At 40.1% G+C, this 22710-nt stretch carries 23 protein-coding genes and 1 tRNA gene; 9 read left to right on the forward strand and 15 right to left on the reverse strand.

Going from position 1 to position 22710, the window contains the following annotated elements; genetic code table 11:
* Window positions 1-2: 2 nt before the first annotated feature.
* The 5 genes from Q5741_RS02830 to Q5741_RS02850 all read right to left on the reverse strand — a co-directional run bounded on the left by Q5741_RS02830 (window position 3) and on the right by Q5741_RS02850 (window position 5474).
* Window positions 3-734, reverse strand: coding sequence for a hypothetical protein (locus tag Q5741_RS02830; protein WP_305022515.1), 732 nt, complete (start codon window positions 732-734; stop codon window positions 3-5).
* A 2-nt stretch (window positions 735-736) separates the two neighbouring features.
* Complete coding sequence (locus Q5741_RS02835) at window positions 737-1630, reverse strand: tRNA guanosine transglycosylase family protein (RefSeq protein ID WP_305022516.1); 894 nt, start codon at window positions 1628-1630, stop codon at window positions 737-739.
* A 132-nt stretch (window positions 1631-1762) separates the two neighbouring features.
* On the reverse strand, window positions 1763-2572 hold the full coding sequence (locus tag Q5741_RS02840) for a hypothetical protein (RefSeq protein WP_305022517.1): 810 nt from the start codon (window positions 2570-2572) through the stop codon (window positions 1763-1765).
* A 52-nt stretch (window positions 2573-2624) separates the two neighbouring features.
* Window positions 2625-4634, reverse strand: coding sequence for a tRNA-guanine transglycosylase DpdA (gene dpdA / locus Q5741_RS02845; RefSeq protein ID WP_305022518.1), 2010 nt, complete (start codon window positions 4632-4634; stop codon window positions 2625-2627).
* A gap of 282 nt (window positions 4635-4916) precedes the next feature.
* On the reverse strand, window positions 4917-5474 hold the full coding sequence (locus tag Q5741_RS02850) for a VUT family protein (RefSeq protein WP_407074307.1): 558 nt from the start codon (window positions 5472-5474) through the stop codon (window positions 4917-4919).
* 238 nt (window positions 5475-5712) lie between these two features.
* Between Q5741_RS02850 and radC the strand changes: the two genes are divergently transcribed.
* From radC to Q5741_RS02875, 5 genes are all read left to right on the forward strand, one after another.
* A complete protein-coding gene (gene radC, locus Q5741_RS02855) occupies window positions 5713-6393 on the forward strand; it encodes a RadC family protein (RefSeq protein WP_305022519.1) in 681 nt (226 codons plus the stop codon).
* Window positions 6394-6570: 177 nt separating this feature from the next.
* Window positions 6571-6918, forward strand: coding sequence for a helix-turn-helix domain-containing protein (locus tag Q5741_RS02860; protein WP_305022520.1), 348 nt, complete (start codon window positions 6571-6573; stop codon window positions 6916-6918).
* Between the two features lie 25 nt (window positions 6919-6943).
* On the forward strand, window positions 6944-7888 hold the full coding sequence (locus Q5741_RS02865; RefSeq protein WP_305022521.1) for a hypothetical protein: 945 nt from the start codon (window positions 6944-6946) through the stop codon (window positions 7886-7888).
* 375 nt (window positions 7889-8263) lie between these two features.
* On the forward strand, window positions 8264-8410 hold the full coding sequence (locus tag Q5741_RS02870; protein ID WP_305022522.1) for a hypothetical protein: 147 nt from the start codon (window positions 8264-8266) through the stop codon (window positions 8408-8410).
* Between the two features lie 3 nt (window positions 8411-8413).
* On the forward strand, window positions 8414-8536 hold the full coding sequence (locus tag Q5741_RS02875) for a hypothetical protein (protein ID WP_305022523.1): 123 nt from the start codon (window positions 8414-8416) through the stop codon (window positions 8534-8536).
* A gap of 46 nt (window positions 8537-8582) precedes the next feature.
* Here the strand turns inward: Q5741_RS02875 and Q5741_RS02880 are convergent, their stop codons facing one another.
* Window positions 8583-9611, reverse strand: coding sequence for a hypothetical protein (locus Q5741_RS02880; RefSeq protein WP_305022524.1), 1029 nt, complete (start codon window positions 9609-9611; stop codon window positions 8583-8585).
* 496 nt (window positions 9612-10107) lie between these two features.
* Window positions 10108-12027: a hypothetical protein gene (locus Q5741_RS02885; protein WP_305022525.1), complete on the reverse strand. Its 1920-nt coding sequence runs from the start codon at window positions 12025-12027 to the stop codon at window positions 10108-10110.
* Between the two features lie 611 nt (window positions 12028-12638).
* Here Q5741_RS02885 and Q5741_RS02890 point away from each other — a divergent pair.
* Entirely contained in the window at window positions 12639-13799 is a 1161-nt protein-coding gene (locus tag Q5741_RS02890; protein WP_305022526.1) for a tyrosine-type recombinase/integrase, read from the forward strand.
* Between the two features lie 370 nt (window positions 13800-14169).
* Here Q5741_RS02890 and Q5741_RS02895 read toward each other — a convergent pair.
* From Q5741_RS02895 to Q5741_RS02905, 3 genes are all read right to left on the reverse strand, one after another.
* Window positions 14170-14255: transfer RNA gene (locus Q5741_RS02895), tRNA-Leu, on the reverse strand.
* 111 nt (window positions 14256-14366) lie between these two features.
* Window positions 14367-14813 (reverse strand): GNAT family N-acetyltransferase, encoded by a 447-nt coding sequence (locus Q5741_RS02900; protein ID WP_305022527.1) that lies wholly within the window; start codon window positions 14811-14813, stop codon window positions 14367-14369.
* Between the two features lie 20 nt (window positions 14814-14833).
* Window positions 14834-17089, reverse strand: coding sequence for a hypothetical protein (locus Q5741_RS02905; protein ID WP_305022528.1), 2256 nt, complete (start codon window positions 17087-17089; stop codon window positions 14834-14836).
* 551 nt (window positions 17090-17640) lie between these two features.
* Here Q5741_RS02905 and Q5741_RS02910 point away from each other — a divergent pair.
* Window positions 17641-17799: an asparagine synthase gene (locus Q5741_RS02910; RefSeq protein ID WP_305022529.1), complete on the forward strand. Its 159-nt coding sequence runs from the start codon at window positions 17641-17643 to the stop codon at window positions 17797-17799.
* A 65-nt stretch (window positions 17800-17864) separates the two neighbouring features.
* Here Q5741_RS02910 and Q5741_RS02915 read toward each other — a convergent pair whose 3' ends face one another.
* Window positions 17865-18269 carry a hypothetical protein gene (locus Q5741_RS02915; protein ID WP_305022530.1) on the reverse strand — a complete coding sequence of 135 codons (405 nt, stop codon included), beginning with the start codon at window positions 18267-18269 and terminating at the stop codon, window positions 17865-17867.
* Between the two features lie 214 nt (window positions 18270-18483).
* Between Q5741_RS02915 and Q5741_RS02920 the strand changes: the two genes are divergently transcribed.
* Window positions 18484-18681 (forward strand): hypothetical protein, encoded by a 198-nt coding sequence (locus Q5741_RS02920; protein ID WP_305022531.1) that lies wholly within the window; start codon window positions 18484-18486, stop codon window positions 18679-18681.
* A gap of 92 nt (window positions 18682-18773) precedes the next feature.
* Here Q5741_RS02920 and Q5741_RS02925 read toward each other — a convergent pair whose 3' ends face one another.
* The 3 genes from Q5741_RS02925 to Q5741_RS02935 form a co-directional block, all read right to left on the reverse strand.
* On the reverse strand, window positions 18774-19061 hold the full coding sequence (locus Q5741_RS02925) for a hypothetical protein (RefSeq protein ID WP_305022532.1): 288 nt from the start codon (window positions 19059-19061) through the stop codon (window positions 18774-18776).
* A 109-nt stretch (window positions 19062-19170) separates the two neighbouring features.
* Window positions 19171-19320: a hypothetical protein gene (locus Q5741_RS02930; protein WP_305022533.1), complete on the reverse strand. Its 150-nt coding sequence runs from the start codon at window positions 19318-19320 to the stop codon at window positions 19171-19173.
* A gap of 240 nt (window positions 19321-19560) precedes the next feature.
* The gene (locus Q5741_RS02935) at window positions 19561-20427 is read right to left on the reverse strand and encodes a YitT family protein (RefSeq protein WP_305022534.1); all 867 of its coding nucleotides are present in this window, start codon (window positions 20425-20427) and stop codon (window positions 19561-19563) included.
* Window positions 20428-20622: 195 nt separating this feature from the next.
* On the opposite strand from Q5741_RS02935, the gene Q5741_RS02940 reads away from it, so the two are divergent.
* Window positions 20623-22215 carry a glycosyl hydrolase gene (locus Q5741_RS02940; protein ID WP_305022535.1) on the forward strand — a complete coding sequence of 531 codons (1593 nt, stop codon included), beginning with the start codon at window positions 20623-20625 and terminating at the stop codon, window positions 22213-22215.
* A 58-nt stretch (window positions 22216-22273) separates the two neighbouring features.
* Here Q5741_RS02940 and Q5741_RS02945 read toward each other — a convergent pair whose 3' ends face one another.
* Window positions 22274-22471, reverse strand: a complete 198-nt coding sequence (locus Q5741_RS02945) for a hypothetical protein (protein ID WP_305022536.1) — start codon at window positions 22469-22471, stop codon at window positions 22274-22276.
* Window positions 22472-22710: the final 239 nt, after the last annotated feature.

Genomic DNA, 22710 nt, shown 5'->3' on the forward strand with positions numbered 1-22710 from the left:
TTCTACACAACTCCTTTAATATGTATCCAATTCCATTCATGATTCGGACCATAGGATTTGAATGGTAGATCTTGTTTTTGTGAGATCTCTATGTAATCGATGCTGTTTAAATATGAAAGACCAAATATCAAGCCCGAATATACGTTTCCTTCTGCTGTTACACAGGGCAGTATAGGGTCAATATGAATTTCACAGTATTGATGCAGCGGCCCTTCCCAAGGACCGATATGTTGGACAATTTCCTTTAACAATGAAATATGTGGAAGTGCATAAAAACCAGTGTAGACCCTTCTACCTAAACCAAAGCATTCCATCATTCGTTTCCAAGCGTTAATTTTCTCATGTCCAACAAGGGTCTTCTCAAATTTACTATTAATATGGTAATGCATATTCACTAAAAACATTTGGTCAGGTTTAACAAATAATTGATCAAATAATGTTGTAAATACATAATTTAATGAATCGTTAGGCTCATTCTTCGACATTTCTCTAATATTTTTGAACAATTGAAGTCGATCCCAATTCTTTTCTAAGGGAATAATGCCATTCTCCGTCCTACTAATAAACTTAACTTGCTCTAAAAAGATGATCACTCCTTCAATAAGTGATTTAATGTCCCCATCATCTTCATACTGAAACTCCTTCTTTAAGTCCCCAACCGTTTTCTCGGGTTGAAGCAAGATCGATTCAAATATCATTTGGATTTCTGGTCCATAGCACATCTGGAATAACAATTTTATACCACTCCTTTATTTCTCTTCATTTCATTTATCTCTTCTGTCAAATGAAAGTAATTATGAACTGATCGCAACCTCATATATTCTCTAGGAGATGGGATAAGGATTTCATTTGCATTATTCTTACAAATTGGGCATAAACAAGGCAAAGGGCTTTCTAGTCGATTCGGTGAACTAGGTTTAGCATGAGACTCTGCTAAATAAAATGTTCGAAAAGGATTACTATAAAAAACTTGATAAAATGCTGCCGCCATCGTTGGTCGAGTTGAGTCGCACGATGCAATCCCAAGATCAATCATAGTTTTAATTGGCAATAACCCCGTCACTCCAAAAACATGCAAGTTTGAGGCACCTACTATATTTGATGCTAGCTTTATAATCGCTATTTGTTCTGAAAGATTCTTTTTTAATAAAGAACCAATACCGAACTTTTTATAACCCATTTTTTGAAGTTCAAATGCAGAGTATATTATGCTTGCTTCATCAAACCCTTGAATCACCCCCATACAACTTAATCTTTCATCCTTAAAACTATTAATAAGCGTTATATATTCATTCGCATTAAATAACGTTCGCTCCATTGAATAATATTTCTGGCTTAACGTTTCTTTGTACAACATAGGTTCATCAAAATGGACAAGCGTTACTTCGGTGGAGACTGGACACCCATCATAAATTGAAGCTTGAATATCATAGACCTCCTTCAATGAAGGACGTTCCTTCTGCTTGACATAATAGACTGAACCACAATCAACTAATAACTTCCGAGGTTTCTTTTGAAATCTCCTAAGAGATCCTCGATTGTCAGGTACTGCACTGACAAGCATAAAACAATCGGGAAAATAATCGATGAAATTGGCATCACTGTGTGACCAACTGATATAAAAATCCATTCTCTTTTCCTCCATAAAATAGGTATTTGTAAAATTATCCCCCTTATTAATTACGTGATTTTACGTGATTTTTTATATAATAGCATATATTATTTAAGGCAGCTAGTCTTATATAATAAAAATAAGGGAAACTCAAGGCTCCCTTATCCATTCTTTCCATATTTTATAAATAGATTCTTTATCAGTTTTATTAAGCCTGACTTTTTTCTTATAACCGATAGTTTTAGTCCATAAGGGGTTGTTTCTATCAAAAAACTCTCCCGACCAACTTTGATACTGTTTCTCTTTCGCAATATCAGGTATGTTGATTATTGTCTTTTCTAACCATTGATCATAAAAAAATCGCAAATACATCTCCCACGCGAAGCTAAGGTCACCTACAAACCTTTCTCGATACTTAATTCTTAATTGAACTGGCAAATATCCCAGGTATCTGAACCGTTCTTGCAACATTCTAATATAATTTTTTAATGCTGTAATCATTTGTTTACTTTCGTCCACGCTGACTTGATGCTTAAAAACATGAATAAGAATTTCTCGTAAAGAGACTAACGTCATGACTTTTGTTGAATTCTTACTAAGTTTCGGACCTTTTTCAATGACAACATTAAACTCTTCAAATTTGAGCAGTGCATTTTCTAATACAAATGGCAAAAAATGATTGTCTAAAACAATGAGAAGCGGGTACTCAAATTCCATTCTTCCAACCGGAAGATTATATCTTAAAATTGGATCAACTAATTCAATTTGTTGAAAAGAATTTTGATGTACTTCACTACATATAAGTTCAATGAAATTAAAATACCTCGAGTCAGAATCAAGATAACTGAATCCAGCTTTTTCTAAATCACCCAACGTAGTTACTCCAAGAAATATTTTCGAGTCCCCTTGTTTTAACTCCATAAATTGACTTACATTCAGTGTGCTCATTTGTCCCCCCATCAGAGAAAAGCCCCCAGATTTTTATTCTAGGGGCTTAACTAACCAGGTTATTTTAACCAATATCCTTCATCATCTTTTCTCGCATATCTTTTACTTGACAGTAATATGCATACGTATTATGAAATCCTCTACGCCGGTTACGATTATTTCCTCTAAATATCACTACATCAATCCCAATCGCACTGCAAATTGGGCAAGTGCATTCTTCCCACGGTCTTTCCATGAGTAACTCATAATAAAGATCTTCATGCGCTTCTCTATTTTCTCCTAACATCTCATCATATTCAAGAATTGCTTTTAATGCTTCATCGATATGGATCTCTTTTCTATCGAATTTGCGAAGTGCCGACAACGCCTTCTGCTCTAACACTTTATACTGGGAAAACTCCCCTTTTCCTTCCAGTACCATCTTTTTCACTCGACCAGTAGTTTCACTTGCTTCGGGGATTCTTATCGCCGTATAGTGCTTTCCTTCTACGGTATGATAGTTATGTCCTGTTCCCAACCATGCTCTTCTTAATGGAGAAGCGGAATCAAATGACGTCATTCCAAGTTTATGAAATGATCGCATAGTTCGCATGTCCCGGGCAACACCAAAAAGATGCAATCGAAAATCTTCATTTGGAATATACGGAGAAATTTCTTTAAGGATTTCATAGATCACTTCAGATTTTTCTCGTGCTAGCCCCCCTAGGGCTACTCTTGTGTACCCTAAAGAAATAACGTGTTCTATTGCTTTTCTGAAGGAAACAGGATCCCATCCCTGAACAACACCAACCGGTAAGAATCCACAGTTCTTTTCTCTATGTTTTATTATAAAATCCTTTGCGTTTTCTAGGGTTATTTCGTATCTATAGTCTCGAATCTTTTCATCTCTTTGAAATGGACCAACTATAAGATGATCAATAGATACACCAAAGTTCAACTCATGATCTTCGTAATATTGAATGACTTCCTCAGTCTTATACGGTGGTTCATCTTGATCGATATAACTAAAAGCCCCACAGTCACCCATAATTGGATAATTCTCAGGGAGTTTAAGAAATTTACGTATTCCCATTTCTTCAATTAACTTCCGTTTTTGTTTTGTTGCATTATCAATGTTAACTTTAGAAATCAAGATCCCATCATATTGAGGTTGATCAAATAATTGATGAGCATAAACATCATTCACTAAAGGATTTCTTGTTTTTTCAGAAAAATCTTTCAGGAAATCGTAATTTGGATCTACGCGATCATCATTTTCTGGCATAAAGAAATGAAAGTCTTTTCCTGAATTCTTACTTACCAAATGATCTGCTACTGGATATAATTCGGAATGAAATTTTAACAAGCCACTATTATCTTCGGTAAAGAGTTCCAATTGCTTTTCACTGTTAATAGTATCCAGAATGTATTCCCGGATTAACGCTGGATCCTGGTCAATTGCCGTCCATACCTCATCTGGGTTCTTTCTAGCTGCTGCTAGTAGTTGTGCAAATAAAAATCCCTTGATACCAATTAGACCAAACTTAAATTTCTTAGCTTCTTTTTCTCCTATACTTAGCATATAATTTCGATCTTCGAGTAATATCCTTTTTTTGCTTGACTCTCCTGCGAAGAAAATCAGTTTTTGATCGTCACGAGTTGAAATCGGCCATTCGATTGCCTGAAGATATTTATCGCCAAGTAAGAAGAAAATCAAATCATAGTTTTGAATTCGCACTTTAAGATCTTCGGTAACACCTTGTTGTTTTGCCCAACGGCGGATAAAATTAGCATCCATATTGTTAAAAGTAACCTCATACGGGACGATTTCTTTTTCCTCAGGTATCAGACCATATCCTGCTGAGAGAATATTAACATCAATTTTTGCACCAGCATCTCGATACTGTCTAACCCCTTTCATCAATGCCTCATGCTGACTGCCCGTATATAGTTCGCCGGCCGTAAACTTATCAAGTTCACTTTCCCGATTCTTCAGTACTTCTAAATCTTTAAAATCATCTAATAACAGTTGATTCACTGGTTTTTGTTTTTTTTCTCCTGTACACGATGTTACTACAAGGATGCGTTTATCCATGCTACTCTTCCACCTTTAAAAAATACTCTATTTTCTTAGAATCTTAGTATCTTGAAAATTTTATACAATCTGATTTATATAGTACCACAGTTATAGTACACCTGTAAGTAAGTTGCAGAACCCATTAACTAGAAGTGGTGAACAACGTCTTTTCAAACTCTAAAATGTTGTTTTAAAGAAGGAAAAGATAATCAACTTCCATCTAAAAAAGAAAGAACGGAAATCAACGCTTTGCTGCCGCCGATCTCTGTTCTCTTTTAATTATACGCTTGTATGGATAGTTCAATTTAGATGTTGAAACTTACGTTGTTTTTTTACAACAACTGATATAGCAATTGCTGCTAGTAATTGCATCAAAATTTTCACAATCATTTGCCCAATAATTGCCATCGGCACCGCACTCCACGGAATAAATCCTGCTCCTAATGGAGAAAGACCTATTACGACGAATACAACACTGTCCAAGAATCCTCCTACGACACCACTATAAAAAACTCTAATTGACAATGGAAGTTTCAAACGCGTATAGATTTCAGTATCTGCTGTTTCTGAAATGATAAAGGTAATTGCTGAAGCAAATACAATCCATAATGTATCTCCAAGAAAATACGACGTAAGTGCCGATAAAATAACAGCAATGGCCATTGCTAGATATGCACCTTTTCTGGCTATGGCATTCTGAACAAAATCTCGAAGAAAAAATGTAAAACCTATGAGAAAAGAACCTGCAGGTACAATGAATGCCCCGATTTGAAGGGGATCAATTGATGCAGTAACAACATTAGCAGCGATTATAGTAAACAAATATAAAGGTACAACCAGTAATTTAATATTTTTCATTTAATCAATCCCTAATAATTTTATTACCCCATTATATCCTAATATCTCGAATCCAGCTACCCCCCTCTCGACATTTCGCATACGCCAAAGAAAGTGCTTAACGAGGGCATAGTGACATGCTGCTACATAAGAAAACAGACAGTATTTATCGCAAACATAGGATCTTATTTTACAACAAACATGAACACTATGCAAAAGAAATATTCTCCTAACAAATTAAATTACACTTCTAAGGCAAATGTTGAATTTCGTGAACTACCCGTTTTCAAATCTATATTATAAATGTGAATCATTACAACTACTTTTAGAAGGGGCCAAGTATATGGATCAAGAGCTAAAGAATCTAGTATCAGAATCATTAAGAGAACCAAATGACAGCTATCTTATCAAAGATTTACTTAAAAACTTTCCCACCACAATAGAATTAATGAATGCTTCTGAACAACAATTACAATCTGTCAGAGGTATAGGGAAAGGCAAAGCGCGACAAATTACAGCTATGATAAAGCTAGCTAAGGCTCTCGTTTACCCGGAACAATGCAATGAGGCAATCAAAAGCCCTAAAGACGTCTTCAATCTAGTCGAACCTCAACTCCGCTTTGAACAGAAAGAACACTTTATCTGTCTCTTCCTCAATACTAAGAATCGACTCATCTTCAAGGAGACCATTTCCGTAGGCTCTCTTAATGCAACCATTGCCCATCCGAGAGAAGTATTTCATGCGGCAATACGACGCTGTAGCGCATCCCTAATTTGCGTTCACAATCACCCGAGTGGAGACCCAGAACCATCATCGGAAGACGTTAATTTAACTAAGCGACTTGTCTCCGCCGGTGAAATACTTGGCATAGAAGTTCTTGATCACGTAATTATTGGTAGCAATCGCTTCTATAGTTTAAAAGAGCATGGTCATTTCTAAATTTACTAAAACCAATTTGTACGTTCCTCACAGATTAAAAGACCTCTATAGAATACTTTTATTCACGGTTTAACCACACTCTGTATTAATTAACTACTATAAGCATTGAAAACCGTACTATGTCCTGTTGAGCCTCCTACCAAAAAATCCTATCGTTTTGATTAGGGGTGAAGGGAAATGAACAGCATCGAATCTATTGGAGAAAATATCAGATTTTCAAGGTTGAAAAAGGGATTCAGTCAGGAGCAACTTGCACTAAATGCAGGAGTTAACACATCCTATATAGGTCAAATTGAGCGAGGAGAAAAGAACCCTACTCTAAAGACTTTGGATAAAATATCGAGTGCTTTAGGAATTACTCTGATTGACTTGTTATCTCAAGTGGATTCCAAGGGAGGAGGTTCAAAAGCGGGTTGCAATCAAACCTCTGCGGTTCATACCCCTGAGCAGATTAAGCAGTGCTTGCTAGAAGTCTTGATTGACCATACAAACATGATTATCGATAAAAAAGATTACAGAATATAAAAAGATGAATAAGGGAGCAAAACGCATGTCTTCAATCGAAGCTTTACAATCCGAAAAGATCAAGAAAACAAAGAAGAAGCCTCTTCTTAAGCGTTTGTGGTTCTGGATTCTTACTCTATTTATTGTTATCACTGCTGTCAGCATTTTCTCTTCACGAAATGAAACAACAGCTTACGAGTTATCAAAAATGCAAACGATGACTAAAGAAGAAATTATTACGAAGTTTGGAGAACCCAATGAGGTTATTCGTGATGATTCAGACGGCTATGCTATAGCTTATAATACTGGTTTTATGGTTGGTGGTAACAATCAAGGCGTAAGTGAAATCACACTACAAGAGGATGCAGTTAAAGAGAACTCGAAGGATACATACAAAATTTTCGATGTTACATTGGGTTCTTCCTTCGCCGATAATATCGTACGTTTGGGTAAGCCAAATCTCACTCAAGAAAAGGACGGTAAAAAAAGTGTCATGTACCTGACTAAGGAAGATTATTTACTTGTATTCTCCACAAGAGTTGATACTGACGAGATCAGCATCATTCAATATTCTGCTTATGATTCTAGTATGGAGTCAACTGCACTCGATCTCTCAAGCCTTCTTGGTTTATCGGCCACTGAAGAAGAATTAGAATCATTTTATACAATTAAAGATAAAAAGAGCTCTCAGGGAGCAACAACGTATGCCCTAGAAGAAGGCTTTGAGTTAATCGTTGATGAAAATAATATGGTCAAGCAACTCATAATTTCTTCAAGTTCTATTTTCAACATCCATGGTATTCGAACGTCTGACAGCTTAAATAAAGCAAATCAAGTGTTAGGTGAGTATATTAGAACACCTGCTGGGGTGCAAGATACCACTCAATATTCTTACGACTATAATAACGGTGCAATCCCAACAATGGTTGTTTTAAGTGTCGACAGCAGCAGCAAGATTAGGTACATACAAGTTAATGCTAAAGATGAATAACGGTGAGTTTATAGGGGGAGGACAAAATGATAGAACTGTATATTCTTCTATCTATACCATTTGGTTGGAAATTTATTAGCAAACTGCAACGTAACATTACTGTTTTTACATCGATCTCTAGTTACATCGTCTACAAGATAATCTTGTCTGTATTTGTTGGTTGGGCGGTAACACCTTTTTACTTAGTCGGCTATCTCTTTAAGTTAGTTCGAGCGTTTAATCCATCTTCAAGTACTAGGCAGTAAATAAAATTACCACGGGAAGAGCAACTGCTCTCCCGTTTATTTATGTTTTGTCCTAGGAAGGAGGTGAAAACCATAGATAAAGTAATTGAAACTGCCGGAAATTCAGCGCGGTCCGTTGTTAGAGCACTAATTGGAGGTGGAATTGGAGCTGCTGTCGGCACAGCAATACTGCCAGGCGCAGGAACCGCTGTTGGATATTTATTTGGTGTTGGATATGGAACCATCAGCGGCTTTAAAGCTTGGAAACATAAATCAAAATAATTTACTGGAGGAATAAGCGATGAGTGACTTTTGGGAACATGTTGTGGAATCTGCTGTTGATGCTATATGTCAAACAATTGAAAACAAGTTTGATGTGGTTGAAACAGCACAGAATTTATACGATAAATATAAAGAAGAATAATAAGGATTAATAGCTAAAAGAAGTCTGTGATTTTGACGGGCTTCTTTTATTCAAATACCTTTTCTATTTTCGCAAAAGGATTCTCAATGAAATCTACTCCCCATTCTTCAGGAATTAATACAGGGTTAATATTCAAATCCCTAAGTTTCTTAATTGTCTTACCAAATTTATTAGTATAACCTTTCGCATTTTGACCATTTACATAACATTTTTTTGCTTTAGCGACTCCTCCACAATGTCCAATCATCTTAAGCATATTAATTAGTCCTTGACGATTACGAGAGTTGTGTTTACTTTGACTTATTATTTGCTCTGCCCTTGCAAAGGAATGGTAATCACCTTTACCAACTATTAGGTTATAAAACTTCATTACTTCATTTTTCAACCTTTGTTGGTTTAATATATCCATTACATTTTCGTTTCCATCACGAACTTGAGTTTCAAATCGAAATAATCCTTTTGTCAGGGTAAAATCATTAAATTTCTTCCCTGATTCCTTTTCTTTTTTTAAAAGAGTTTCATAACGATTATACCAATTAACTGTTTTATTTTCTGACTTCAAGTAAAAATTATTTTGCGATGAGAGATACTTCTTCGTTATATCATTTTCTAAGAAATAATCTGGGATATACCCTCTTTTAAATAAAATTAAATACTTTGGAATTAATTGTTCTGGTAGTCTTATATCTACTGCAGCTTCTATTCTTTTTGCTGTCCAATAAAAAAAATCAGGGACTTTCAAGGAAAGAATGTCTTTAAATACAAAATTAAAAACATTTTGGACCTCCTGGAACTCAGATAATTTTGTTACTGAGTAATATCCATCTTTATCAATAGTAAGTTTTGGACGTAAACGTACCTCTATAGAACAATAGCCATATGAAGCAGATCGCAATCGAATTTCTTGAAATCCGTATTTAGAGAAAGCATTTGTAATATAGGCATTTTTATCATATCTATCTTTACGGAGTTGGCTCATGCTAATGTAGCGTTTTAGGTAAGACTGGATTGAATTAAAAACACTGTTATATTCTTTTTTAGTCATTCTATACACTAGATACATCATGTCTACCATAACAGTACCTCCTCAACCCGCTCCGGCCTCTAGATAAGATGTCTAATTGGTGGAGGGGTAGTATTATCTAAGTCAAGGTAATGTTATAAACACAATAAAAAAGTACATTACAGCGAGCGTCGCTTTAATGTACTCAGTATTCAATAAGTAATAGTTTTATTTAGTTACTGCTCTAAATAGAGTCCTGCTTTTTCTTTAATATAGTCATACTTTATAGTAACGGGTACTTTCCATATTAGTAACAGATCTCCATGATACTCTGTTTCTGTTAGTTAAGAAACAATGCACGACTCATAAACAATCATGAGAGCGCTCAGTCTGTCCACCACCTTCCACAGATACCCAGTCCAGAGGATAAACTGGCGGAGGGGGTATATTATCTAAGTATCAAGGTGATGTTTACTTTTAAATAAAATAAGTGCATGAGTAGCTAATAAAGTAATCGCTAATGTAATCAATTAATATATTTAAATAATTCTCGTTGTAGTAGTCTTTACTATTTTTCTAAAAAACTGGACTTTAACTTTTTCAATTCCCTTTTATTTTCCTTATATTTTCTCTTCTCTTCCTCTCTAAGATTATTGATCTCATTAATCTTTTCGTATTCATCAAGCAAGATATTAAATTTTCTATTCATATTGATTCCTATAATCGCCTCAATCAAATCAGGAAACTTATCTGTATTGAATTGAATAGCACGACCAATCAGTCCTGTTACTTGTTTTGTAACCCTATCATTCGATCTGTAAATAAGATTAGCTTCCTTCAACAACTTTCCAAGCTTTATATCACTTATGAATTCTGAACTATCAGTTTGGTCCAAAATATGTTTGACGACCATATCATACACAGGCTGCCATGCCAAACTTAATGTTTTATTAGATCCATCAACAATCCCCAACACTTCGCCCTGTTCCGTATAAGGGATTCCCCTGACAGTAACAGTGATTGTTTCCTGTACAATTAGATCTTCAAGTGTATCCAGGAATGTTTGAACGTCCGGGTCAAATGGTGAAATTGCCTGCTGCTTTAATAACTCAAAGAATACGCTTTTTGCCTTCTCGCCATAGACAGCATTTTCTTCAGGCGTTATATATCCCTTCTCTAAACCATATGCCAAATAGAAGTTAAATGAAACTGTCAGATGAGCAAAACTGTCTTTTTGTCTACTATGTACATTCGGATCTGTTGAATAGTAATTTCGATAATATTCGAAATCTCTACGGTAACTTTCTATGAAATGAGTATTCAACTTCTCACTCATCCACTTTAAATAACTAGCCATACTTGTAGGCAAATAATTACTTTCTTTAAAACGGTTAAATCTCTCTACCTTCTGTGGATCATATGTTGAAGTTTGCTTTTTATCGAATAAATTGTCCATTTGTACACGTACAACTCTTCCTGCAGATGATGCTATATCAGCTTTGCCCATGGTAATGAATTTCTCGCCAGTAAAAAGCACCATACCTTCAGGGCGAACAGTAAAATAAGAATTTGGTTCCCTGTCACCTATATCTCTTATCAGTTTTTCTATTTTTTCATTTGTTAAATCAGCAACCCTTTTTGTTTTAGAAGTTCCGTAGTCATCGAAGATTGAAACACAATCTCTATTCATAATATTCTTATTTAAGTCTTTTTTAAAATCATACACATGAACCAGTTTGTGATTCTGAAAAATTTGAGTGAAAATTTTCGTTAAACTTGTTTTCCCCATCCCCGATTTTCCTTCGATCCACATACTGAATTTGGGTGCTACACCATTTTGTATTAACGGCGATGTTATAACTGACACCAATACTAGTGAAAAAAGAGCATAAGTCAACTTCGCATCACAAATATTCAGCATGTCCAAGCTTCCCAAAAACGCTTCTTTGGATGTAATTCCATTATCAATCTTCAAGTATGATTCCTCTTCTTTTAACCTAATACTCTTATTTGTTTCACCGATTGTCCCTCCACTATGTACATAAACCCATTTCTCACCTATGTAATGCCATCCTGATTTTTCAACTTCAAACACATCTAACAATTCTTTAGATTGAAATCTAAGGATGAATTTCTTAAATAACTGATATCCCTTTGTCTCGTTCATATTAAACATACCCAATGGAATCTGATTGCTCAACCAATTTTTGGTTGCAATGTCCTTATTAAGTACTTCTATTTCAGGCAAAATCGTGGTCTTTTGACCATCGAATATGAGTCCCGTAAAAAGGAACGAGCCTGTTTTTCCCTCTACATTTTTGACAGTTCCTTTTGGAATAAGACTGAAATTTGCTATAGCATTCAAATTTTGGTTTTTTATAATGCAAAATTCCCCATTCTCATTTACATCAAATTCATAATCAGAGTAATTTTCTTTGAATTCCTTTATTAATTCCTGTACGGATAACTGGTCCAATTCATTTCCCATAACAAATCTCCTTCTCCGTAAAACAGTGATAGTGTGATGATTATTAATTAATTCCCATCACATTATCACACTTTAAGAATATTTTTGAACATATTATTGATTATTATCTCAATATCTCCTTTTAGCAATTAGTGTATCCAAGTCGTAAATTCTTTTTTTCGTCCTGAGTAAAAAAGTATTTACGCTATTACATTAAGATAATCGAATAACATTTATGTCTGTAAGCAGGTTATTTGTATACAATTTCACAGCCATAACAGATGAACAAATCCCTTGGGGTTTTTGAAATATGTATTTTTACTATAACTTGATATTATTTTGAAGTCCATGGCGCATCTACACTAGTCATAAACAAATAGCAAAAGCTACAGAACAATATTTTCAGAATCGTACAGTAGAAATTGATAGATACATATTATTACTATGAAATAAGAGACGATTAACTTGTTGCTAGACGTTATTACTGTTAAAGGAACTTGCGGACGTATCAGTCCTAAGGAAAGAGCAAATGGAACTTATCTAAGTACATGTAATCAAATAGTAGTTTCACAGGCAGGGGTATTTACGCTCCTGTCTTTTTATATTCAATAAAATATTGGAGGTCGAAGCACATGAAAGGTAGTCTACGTAAACGAAATCAATATTGGTACATCATTGTCGAAACAAAGGACGAGTCCGGAAAGCGGAAGCAAAAATGGATTAATACTAAGTGCGAGAAGAAAAAAGATGCAGAGAAATTTCTGCGAGAGACGCTTACGAAGATGGATAATAACAGTTTTGTTCTACCACAGCGAAAACTTAAATTCACTGATTTTATGCTGGATTGGCTTCATAACGTTATTAAAAGCGAGGTCGAGGAAACTACTTGGGAAGGTTATGAAATGATCGTAACAAAGCATATCATCCCATACTTCATGAGCAAGAATGATGTATTGCTACAAGAACTACAACCTATGCATCTGCAAAAATATTACGAGACTAAACATCAAAGTGATCCTTCAACAGGCATAAAAGGTTTATCCGCTAAAACATTACGAAGGCACCACGCCAATATTAGGAGTGCTCTTAAATTTGGAGTGCGAATGAATTTAATCTCGTTTAATCCCGCTGATCGAATCGTACTTCCAAAACAGGAGAAGTTTAATGCCAGTTACTATACAGTCGAACAACTTGAAAAGCTATTTGAAGTTTGTTTGGGTACACCGATAGAATCGGCAGTGTATCTCGCAGCCCATTATGGACTTCGACGTTCAGAGGTGCTTGGGTTGAAGTGGGATTGCATTAATTTCGAAGAAAAAACAATTTCGATTAAAGAGGTTCGCGTAAAGTACGGTAAAGAGGTCGTCGTAAAGAGACCTAAAAGCGATAGTAGTCAGCGCATTCTGCCTTTGATGGAAAAGCTTGAAGATTACTTATTACATCTAAAGAAGCAGCGGAAGAAAAATAAACTGATATATGGCAAAGATTACGTCGATAGCGGTCTTGTATGTTGCTGGCCTGATGGCAGTCCTATGAAGACAGAATACCTGAATCATAAATTTAAAGACATACTCGCAAAGAATGAATTACCTCATATCAGGTTCCATGACCTCAGACACTCGACAGCCAGTTACTTGATTAAAAATGGTGTAAGCCTGAAAGAAATTCAGGTATGGCTGGGGCATTCAACTATCAGCATTACAGCTAATACCTATACGCACATTGACATGGAGACTAAAAAAGATACAGCACAAAAGATCAACGATATATTTTCTAAAAATCAAAAAATGTAGGCCAAACTGTGCCAATTGCAACTTATTGAATTTATTGAATTTGAAGGAATCATTTCTGCGCTTCTAGGACATTGCCAGAGTCCATGTTAAGCACTTGCTCTTGATCATAGCTGGAGAGCACTTTAACTTGCCGCAATAAAGCCATTAGAGCAGAAATCCAGCGACTGAGATTGTAACGTGACAGAATCCTTGAAACGCAGAGCATGAACTTTAATAACTCAATGTGAAGCCAATACAAACATAACTATGAGCGTCCAAGAAAACAATGAATCTACACGAAAAAGAAGCCCCGTTAGCAAAATGTTAGCAAAACCACATTATAAAAAACAAGGATTTCAGCCCTAATGAGCTGAAACCCTTGTTTTACTTATGCCGAGGACGGGGGTCGAACCCGTACGGTAGTCACCTACCGCAGGATTTTAAGTCCTGTGCGTCTGCCAATTCCGCCACCCCGGCAAAATCTTTTGTTTTGGCAACGAAATTGATATTAACATATAAACGGGCAGAATGTCAACACACCGTTAACATTTCTGCCCGTTGTTTCCTATAGCTCTGCTTTATGAACATTTACTCCTGATACAGCACCATATCCACATGCGGAATATCATCCTCCAGATACACGCCGGAAACCGGTGCAAACCCAAAGGAGCCGTAAAAGTCCTTCAGATATTCCTGTGCCTGAATTTTAATAGCCTTCTCCCCCAGCTCCTGCTGAATGAATGCAATTGATCGTCTCAGCAGCTCCTTAGCCAGTCCCCGTCCGCGGGCACTTTGCTTCACGATCACCCGCCCGATGGATGCTTCAGGATAAGATACCCCAGGAGGCAGCAGCCTCGCATATGCGAGAATCCGCCCTTCCTCCCGGTATAACAGATGATAGCTTGCCGGGTCCTTACCATCTACTTCTTGATAAGGACAGTGCTGTTCAACCACGAATACGGCGGTTCGTTCCTGCAAAATAGCGTATAATTCCAGATTCGTCAGCTGCTCGAATGTTTTAAGCTCCCATGTCATGCGGTTATCACTCCTGCTGTTTATGAATTGGATGCATATCTGATCATTGTGGCTTCCATGGATGCTTCATCGTAAGCCATCCACAGCTCGTCCCCGGGTTGAATGCCGTACAACGGCTCAATTGATTGTTCAATCCGGTAGCGTTGTCCATTCCGCTCTGCGATGATTTCTGCATAAGGCCGTTCACCAACAGTTCCACGGTAATAGACCGTCTCGACAACAGCGCTTCCCTGCTTGCCTTTCAGCAGACGCAGCTCTTTCTGCAGCTCCTTCCTCGGCATACTGATCGGGATACGTGTACCGACCTCTACAGCCACCTCAGGAGGTACATAAGGACTGCTTGTCTTCTGCAGGCGCCTGCCCTCAGCCTCTACCGACAGCTCCATCAGCATGACCGTTTTCCCTTGGCTGTGGAGCGGACACTTACTGACAGCAACCACTTCTCCCTCAAGCTGTACCTGCTCATCCGCCGACCATTCCGGCGCGTTCCCGTACCGAAGGAGCCGGACGCCTCCTCCAATCTGTATCAGATCCGCGCGTTCCCCGAGGCGGTAGTCGAATCCTTGCGGCTGAATCACTGGAATCTCAAAGGTCTGCTGGTCCGCCTCAAACTGCAGCAGCAAGCCTTGGGCACGGCCATAGCTTCCTTCCCGGATGATATGACGCAGAATCGCTCCTTGGATCACCTGCTGGTCATTCAGATCCGGCTGGAGGTCTGTTTCCGTAACGAAGATTGCTTTATTTTTGCGCGGATTATAACTGATCACAACCGGGTCTCCTACTCTGGGAGATTCAAGGTACGACACCACTTTGCGGATATCCACCTTGCGCTGCATCCCCTCATAATTGAATTGGACGGTAAAAAGAACCATCGGCTGGTTATTGACCAGCATCCCTGTCTCCCGGATATTCACCAGTTTCCCGTGCAGAATAATCCCATTCCGAAGCTGCCGCTGTACCCGGCTGCGTATGACTCTTGGAACAAGGGTGACAAAGAGAATCATGGCAATCGGAATCAGGAGCCAGACCAGCCAGTTGATCACGATTGCATTCCAGGTTTTGATATAATCCATGAAACCTTCGAGTGAAGGCTTGTCGCTCTGGGGCTCATGCTGCCAGCTCTCGACCTCCGGTTTGGTCAGAACCTGCATCTCGCCATTTGCAAGATCCAGCCAACCGCCAGAACGTGATGGATTCACATAGTAGATTCTGGAGTCATCGATTTGCTTATATACTTCAATTTCGCCGCTGACCCGCTCCTCCTTAGCCAGCTGTTTAGCCAGCGGAGTGGCATCTACGGATTTTTTCGTCCGTTCATTATAGAGATATGCCGCTTCCGTTCCATCCACAGCATCCTTGGAGGTCGTTCCTACGATGAGGATCTCCTGCTCGTTCACAGCGTACAGCTCAGCCTGATAGAGATCTGCCGGCAAAGGCACCTTTCCTGCAGTATTCCCAGTAATGGCGTTATAGAAATATGCTTGTTTGGGGTAATTACTGTCGACTCTCATCAGCCGGGTAGGATCAATACCAACACCTTTAGCAATCGCCTTCAGTGCCTTTTTATCCGAGTCAAACGGGTCATCCCCTGCCTCTTCATACACGGCCAATTGCCCTTTGCTACCTAAAATCCCACCTATGTATGCATGTTTTCCGTTCTTCAGATCCAATTTGAACATCGGAACCTCGTCAGGTTGATAGCTGTTCATGACTTCGTCCATATAAACAGGCCTGGACGTTAATTTCTTCAGGGTATTCAGCCGCACGGTCTGCAGCTTGGTCCCTTCCACTTCAGCAATTAGATCATACTCAAACACTTTTGAGCCGCCCGCAAACACAAGTCTCCCCCTCCAGAGATGCGCATCGGATTCCAGGTAACTCGGCATGGGGATGGTACTCAGCGCGAGTTCCTTACTGTTCCCTGCGGAATCGATCACATACACCCTCAGGTCATTTGAACTGCTCTTCGTAGCAATGACCAGTTTGTCCTGCTGATAGGAGGCCCTATACTGCCGGAACATATCCGAATCCAAAGGTATTTCCTTTCGGATTTGACGGCTACCCACATCATACAGCAGCCCTTCAAGACCACTCGACGATTCGGCGACAGCCAGTACTTTTTTACCGTTGTCCAGATAATAGATGCCCTTGACCTGTTTCGTATACGTAACCGAGCGACCGATCTCATTGGTATAATCCCGCCACATCACTACGCTGAGAATGATGGCAGGAACAAAAAAGACCAGCACAGACAAGCTCATAAGCTTGTTTTTCATTTCTCTGTCTCACCTCACATCTTTCTTTTACATAACTTCCCAACATAAATCTTAAAGAATATTTATCATCTTGTAAAACAGCTCGCATTTTTCATCTATTTTTAATGCAAAACCACTGGTTTCCGAAAGAGCATAGTGATAGAATGAACTCATCAGGAAAGGAGGTGCGTCAACATTAATAGTCACATGTTGAACGTATCCCTTACCCGATCCAACAGCTCCAAATAAGAGGAGACTGCTGGAGGCGCGGGATACGGATCAATGAATATAAGGCGCCACGGGTACAAAGACCGTCTTCGGACGGTCTTTTTTATTTTGGCTGTACATATAAAAAAAGCCCCGCCGTTTGCAGCCGGCAGAGCCTTGCAGTGAATATACCACAATATGTAATAGGGGTTGATAGGGTTATCATAACCCCCTCGTATTAACGAGATATTAAATCAGCATAAAAATGGCATTAAAAGTTCAATGCCTAAAAAACATGTATAAAATGACTCCATCCGACCACACTACAACTGTCTCGCCAAACTTAACCACGAGGAGTGTTTCTGATGCGCGAAGGATTGGTTCCGACCGTTTTGGGTACTGTGGTATCGGCTTCTGGTGCAGCTATGCTGGGCAGCAAGTACAAACTGGCGGCAACCGGCATTCTCGGTTTCGGTCTCGCCCATATTGTATTGGGTGCGATCGATCTGATTGAGCATCGTTAAGCTTGGAGGACATTCAGGGAAGGATCATATGATCCTTCCCTGAGACTTTTATATACCCGCTGTTCTTAGCTTTTAGGGAGCTGCTGCCTGTTTTCATTCGATACAATCAGCTCTGTCAGCGGCTTTGGAATACCGTTGAAGATCAGCCATTCCCGCATCGCTTCGATGGCCTCTGTCTGCCCATTTCCTTTGTCGCGCCAGGTCAGCAGTTCAATGACTTTGACCACGAGACGCATCAGACTCACTTTATCTTCTTCAGTCTTGTCGGCTCGCAATTTTTGAATCAGCGCTTCCTGATGCCAATCCAGCAAAATTTCCTCACCGATGACTGGTTTCATAATGCTGTACGTATGTTTGCAGGCGGGGCAGGTGCGAACTGCCACATCCTCTTCGTTAAAGGGAACACTCACTTCCTGTCCACATTGGGTGCAGGTAAACATAACCTTGATGTCCATACGATTATCAATCACGACATATGAGCCCCTTTCTCTAAACATGTCGAATAAAGTTATCATATGTATAACCACAAAGTATGGACAAATAAACCAAAAGCGGCTCGATTGCTTCAGGATTGTACATTTCAGGATTTATTGATTCAGGCTGTCAAGAAACGTGTAAAAAGATAGTAATAGGTGCTAGCAAGGTATGCAAAATCGATTTAAGATCCGCTAGGAGGAATTGTGAATGGATAATAAAGACAAAAAGGCTCTGGATAACAGAACTCCTGGATTTGACAGTCTGCCGGATCCCCGTTCAGAACGTCCTGCTGCAACGGATAGCTTCTCAGACATAGTTGGTAAATCCGTAGAGAAACTGCAGAAGGATTTTGGAGGCCATCCCGAAGATATTGAGGAATTAAAGAAGAAGCGGGATCGTTCATAGCCTGCCATTTCAATATACATGAGGATACACCAAATACAGCAAGCTTCTGAATCTTGAGAGGCCTGCTGTATTGTTATGCCTTATCAGAAGGATTACGATCTTTTACGACGACTAAGCTCTTTGACCAGAAGACAGCAGAAAATAATAAATAACAGGATGCTGAATACAGGGAACTTTCCGTATAATAATTCCTGTGCGATCGTAACCAAACTCAAAAAGATGAGCACAAACAGTATGATGCCATTAGGAGTGATCTCACGCCGCAGCACATAACGGTACAGCAGCTGAATGATCCATTTGCCCAAAATGAAGTAAAAAGTAATGGCCAGAAGCATCCAGAACAAGATGGCCAGCGTTGAGGAAATAGGGATCCCTTTCACCTCTCTAACTTCATTAGAATTGTCTGCATTATCCCATATTTAACCATTTGTTGAAAACTCTCATCCCATATATAGCAAAAAACCCCGTAAACGGGGTTATCCAAAACATTTATGTCAGACTTGAAATCCAGCCCAAAATGGAAATCCACAACGGAACACTGATCAGAGCCCCCCACATGAGACCGGCGGCTACATTGCCATCCGGCTGATGGATCCCATTCTCCAACGCAATTTGTAAATTCAGGTCTTCCTTCTTCATGATCATTCCCCTCCCTAACTATACTTCGTCTATTCGGAGGCAAATCATTAGCTAATGAGAACCATAGTATCCTTATCAGCAGTGCTATTGCTGGAAATGCAGCTGCATCTAAAATTGTATACGCTTTCTTAACAGTATATTACCCGTTGAGGGCGCTTACAACACTTATTTGCAAAATACCACTCTCAGCAGCTTCTGCTCTAAGAGTGGTATTCAGTGAGTCCCATCCACATATTAACTTTAGTGAATATCCTTTTTCTCAAAACCGCCGCCCAGCACATCTGCAACATGTTCAATTGCAATGAAGGCGTTCGGATCAATCTCATGCACGATCCCTTTCAGCTTCGCTACTTCCAGCCTGGTTACGACACAGTAGACGATCTGAGTATCTTCCTTCGAATAGCCGCCGCGGCCATAAATATAAGTTGTACTTCGGCCCAGACGATCCATGATCGCCTGCGAAATCTCCTCATACTCGGCCGATATGACGGTAACCGATTTGGAGTCATTGATGCCCTCCACTACGATATCCATCACCTTGGAGGCCAGATAGTACGTGAAGATCGAATACATTGCAGAATCCCAGCCCATCACGAAACCCGCAATGATAAAGATGAAGATGTTGATAAACATCACGATCTGCCCGACCGGGAGCTTTAATTTCTTATTGAGCAGAATAGCGGAAATTTCAACCCCGTCTGTAGAACCTCCGAAACGAATGACGATCCCTACACCAATACCTAGAATGAGTCCTCCGAATAAGACCGCCAGGATTTTCTCATGGGTAAAAGCCTCGTAATGATGCAGCAGCGAGGTCGTGACAGACAATACGATAATGCCATAAAGCGATGAAATGGCAAATGTCTTACCGATCTGTTTGTAACCCAGCCATACGAAGGGGATATTCAGCACGAAGAGGAAAACCCCCAGCGGCAGTGAAGTTACATTGTTCAGTACGATCGAAAGACCGGTAATACCTCCATCCAGCACCTCGTTCGGCACGAGGAAGAGATCCAGACCTACTGCCGCCAATACGGAACCGATTGTAAGGAACACAAATCGATACAGCAGGGTCAGGAATGATGTTTTTCTGTGTGTTCTGGGCATGGTCTTACTCCTTCCAAAAAATCGCTAATTTCAATATTTTAAATTAATTTTCAGCAAATCACAAACCCAGCTTCCAAAAATCATCTCCAAATGACCTTTCAGGTCTTGAAAATACTCCCAGCACACCCGATATATATATAGCGGGATGCAGCCAGCAGGCTGGTCCCCGTACATACATAAAGGAGCGTTAGAGAAATGCCGAGATTGAAATGGAGTACGAAAGCCCTGACCCTGCTGACCGCAGCGGTTGTGGGAATATCCTCGCTGATCCTGCCGACCGGTGCCTCCGCTGCAAGCAAGTGGACGGTCTACAAGGAAGCACAGCGGCTGGATGCCAAAGGCAGTTACGCAGCAGCCATTGCCAAATACAAATCCATTATCCCCGAATTTATCCGGGAGAAGGACTATGGCAATGCCGGCCAGATGTATCGCAGAATCGGCGATGATTACGCCAAGCTGAAGCAGTATGATGAAGCGGTAGAGAACTGGGATCAGGAGTCGCTGTATTATGCCAAAGCGGGACAGTCCATCAACAGCCTTGCCGTCAAAGTAAAAGCAGACACGCTGCGCAGCTCAGCCCAGCTGTTCTTTGAGACAAGTGTTGTTCCAACTCCTGCACGCAAGCTGTCTGTGCTGGAACCGGTGAACGGAGCGTATATTGGTGCCTATGCTGAACGTGATCCTGTCGTCCAACGGCCTTTTTATACAGAAGGTTTCCCCAAGCTGACAGGCAAAAAACATGCCGGCTATCTTGCGTATATGACGTATGGCTCTTCACTCTCTTCCCTGGGGAACTATATCAAAAAAGCCAAGGAGAGCGGAACCGCGCTTGAGATCGGCATGCAGCCGTATAACATCAACGATGTCAAAGACGACGCCTATCTCCAGCAGCTCGCCAAGGATGCCGGCGCAGCCGGAATCCCCATTTTCTTCCGTTTTGCCAATGAAATGAACGGCAAATGGGTGCCTTGGTATACAACGCCAGCACAGTACATTCAAAAATTCCGCATCGTCGCGAATGCGTTCCACAAGTATGCCCCTGACAATGTCGCAATGGTATGGGCACCGGGAAGCGAACCGGAAGGCACCATCCAGTCCTATTATCCAGGCGATGCTTATGTCGATTGGGTAGGAGTCAGCCTGTATTCCATCTTCAATCCATCAGGCGACCCGCTCAAGCAGGGTCAGGACCGCAGCAGTCATATTGGCAAGCTGAACAGCATCTACAATTGGTATGCCGCCCGCAAACCGATCATGATTACAGAAGGCGGCGTATCGTATATGTATCCCGAGAAGAAGCAGGACAAGACCGACTGGGCCGTCTACCGTACCCGTGAACTGTATGCCAGTCTTCCGCTGCTCTACCCTCAGGTCAAAGCCGTATTCTGGTTTGACAGTAATGCAGACAAGACGGACCGGATTAAATACTACCAGCTGTCGGCGAACAACAAGCTTCTGCAGGCTTACAAGCAGGGCGTAGCCGATGCTTATTACCTCAGCAGCGTAGGCGATTCCTCGAAGGTCAGCTACCGCAGCGTGGCTGCTGCAGCCGTCCCTGCTGAAACCGTCAAACTGAATGGTTACGTGAAAAGCTGGTCTCCAACGCTATCCAAAGTAACGTATGACATTGGCGGCAAGGTCGTGGGAACAGCTTCACAAGCCCCATGGAAAGCCACCGTTAATTTCGCCCCTTATCGGGGTAAAACCCTTACCATCACGGTCCGCGCCTATGGTCCGGACGGCAAGCTGGTGACCACCAAAAAAGTAACGGCTCATGTGGCCAAATAGTCTATAAAAAACATAAAACAGCCCCCGCTGCACTTTACAGTCAGCAGGGGCTGTTTGTTTAGAACCATCGTGTAATTACAAAAATCAAGCCAAGCACGCCGACCATAATCAGCAAATTGGATGCTTCACGCAAGAAGCCGTTAACGCCGTTATGCTGGCGCTGCCCCAGATTAGTATCATAATGTGCTTTCACTCCCTGGGCATCCGCCGGGCTGGAGAATGGACGGTGCCCTTCACCCGTGTTTTCATGCTCCATACTCTTCTCCCCTCTCGGTACTACTCTAATAATATCACATAATTTTTCTGCTAAAAGCTGTATCTTCCTGACGGGTTAAAAGTCATCTGTTCATTCAGCTTATATTCTATTCCGATATCTGATATCAACAACCGCATTACAAAGCACTGTGCTCGAACTGATCTCCGTTCTCAAGCAGTTGATGGCGCCCGCTTTGAGGTGTGATACAAGAAAATGTACATATTCCTGGCCTTTAGTCC

Origin of the sequence: Paenibacillus lacisoli, assembly GCF_030580655.1 — a bacterium.
Taxonomy (GTDB): domain Bacteria; phylum Bacillota; class Bacilli; order Paenibacillales; family Paenibacillaceae; genus Paenibacillus; species Paenibacillus lacisoli.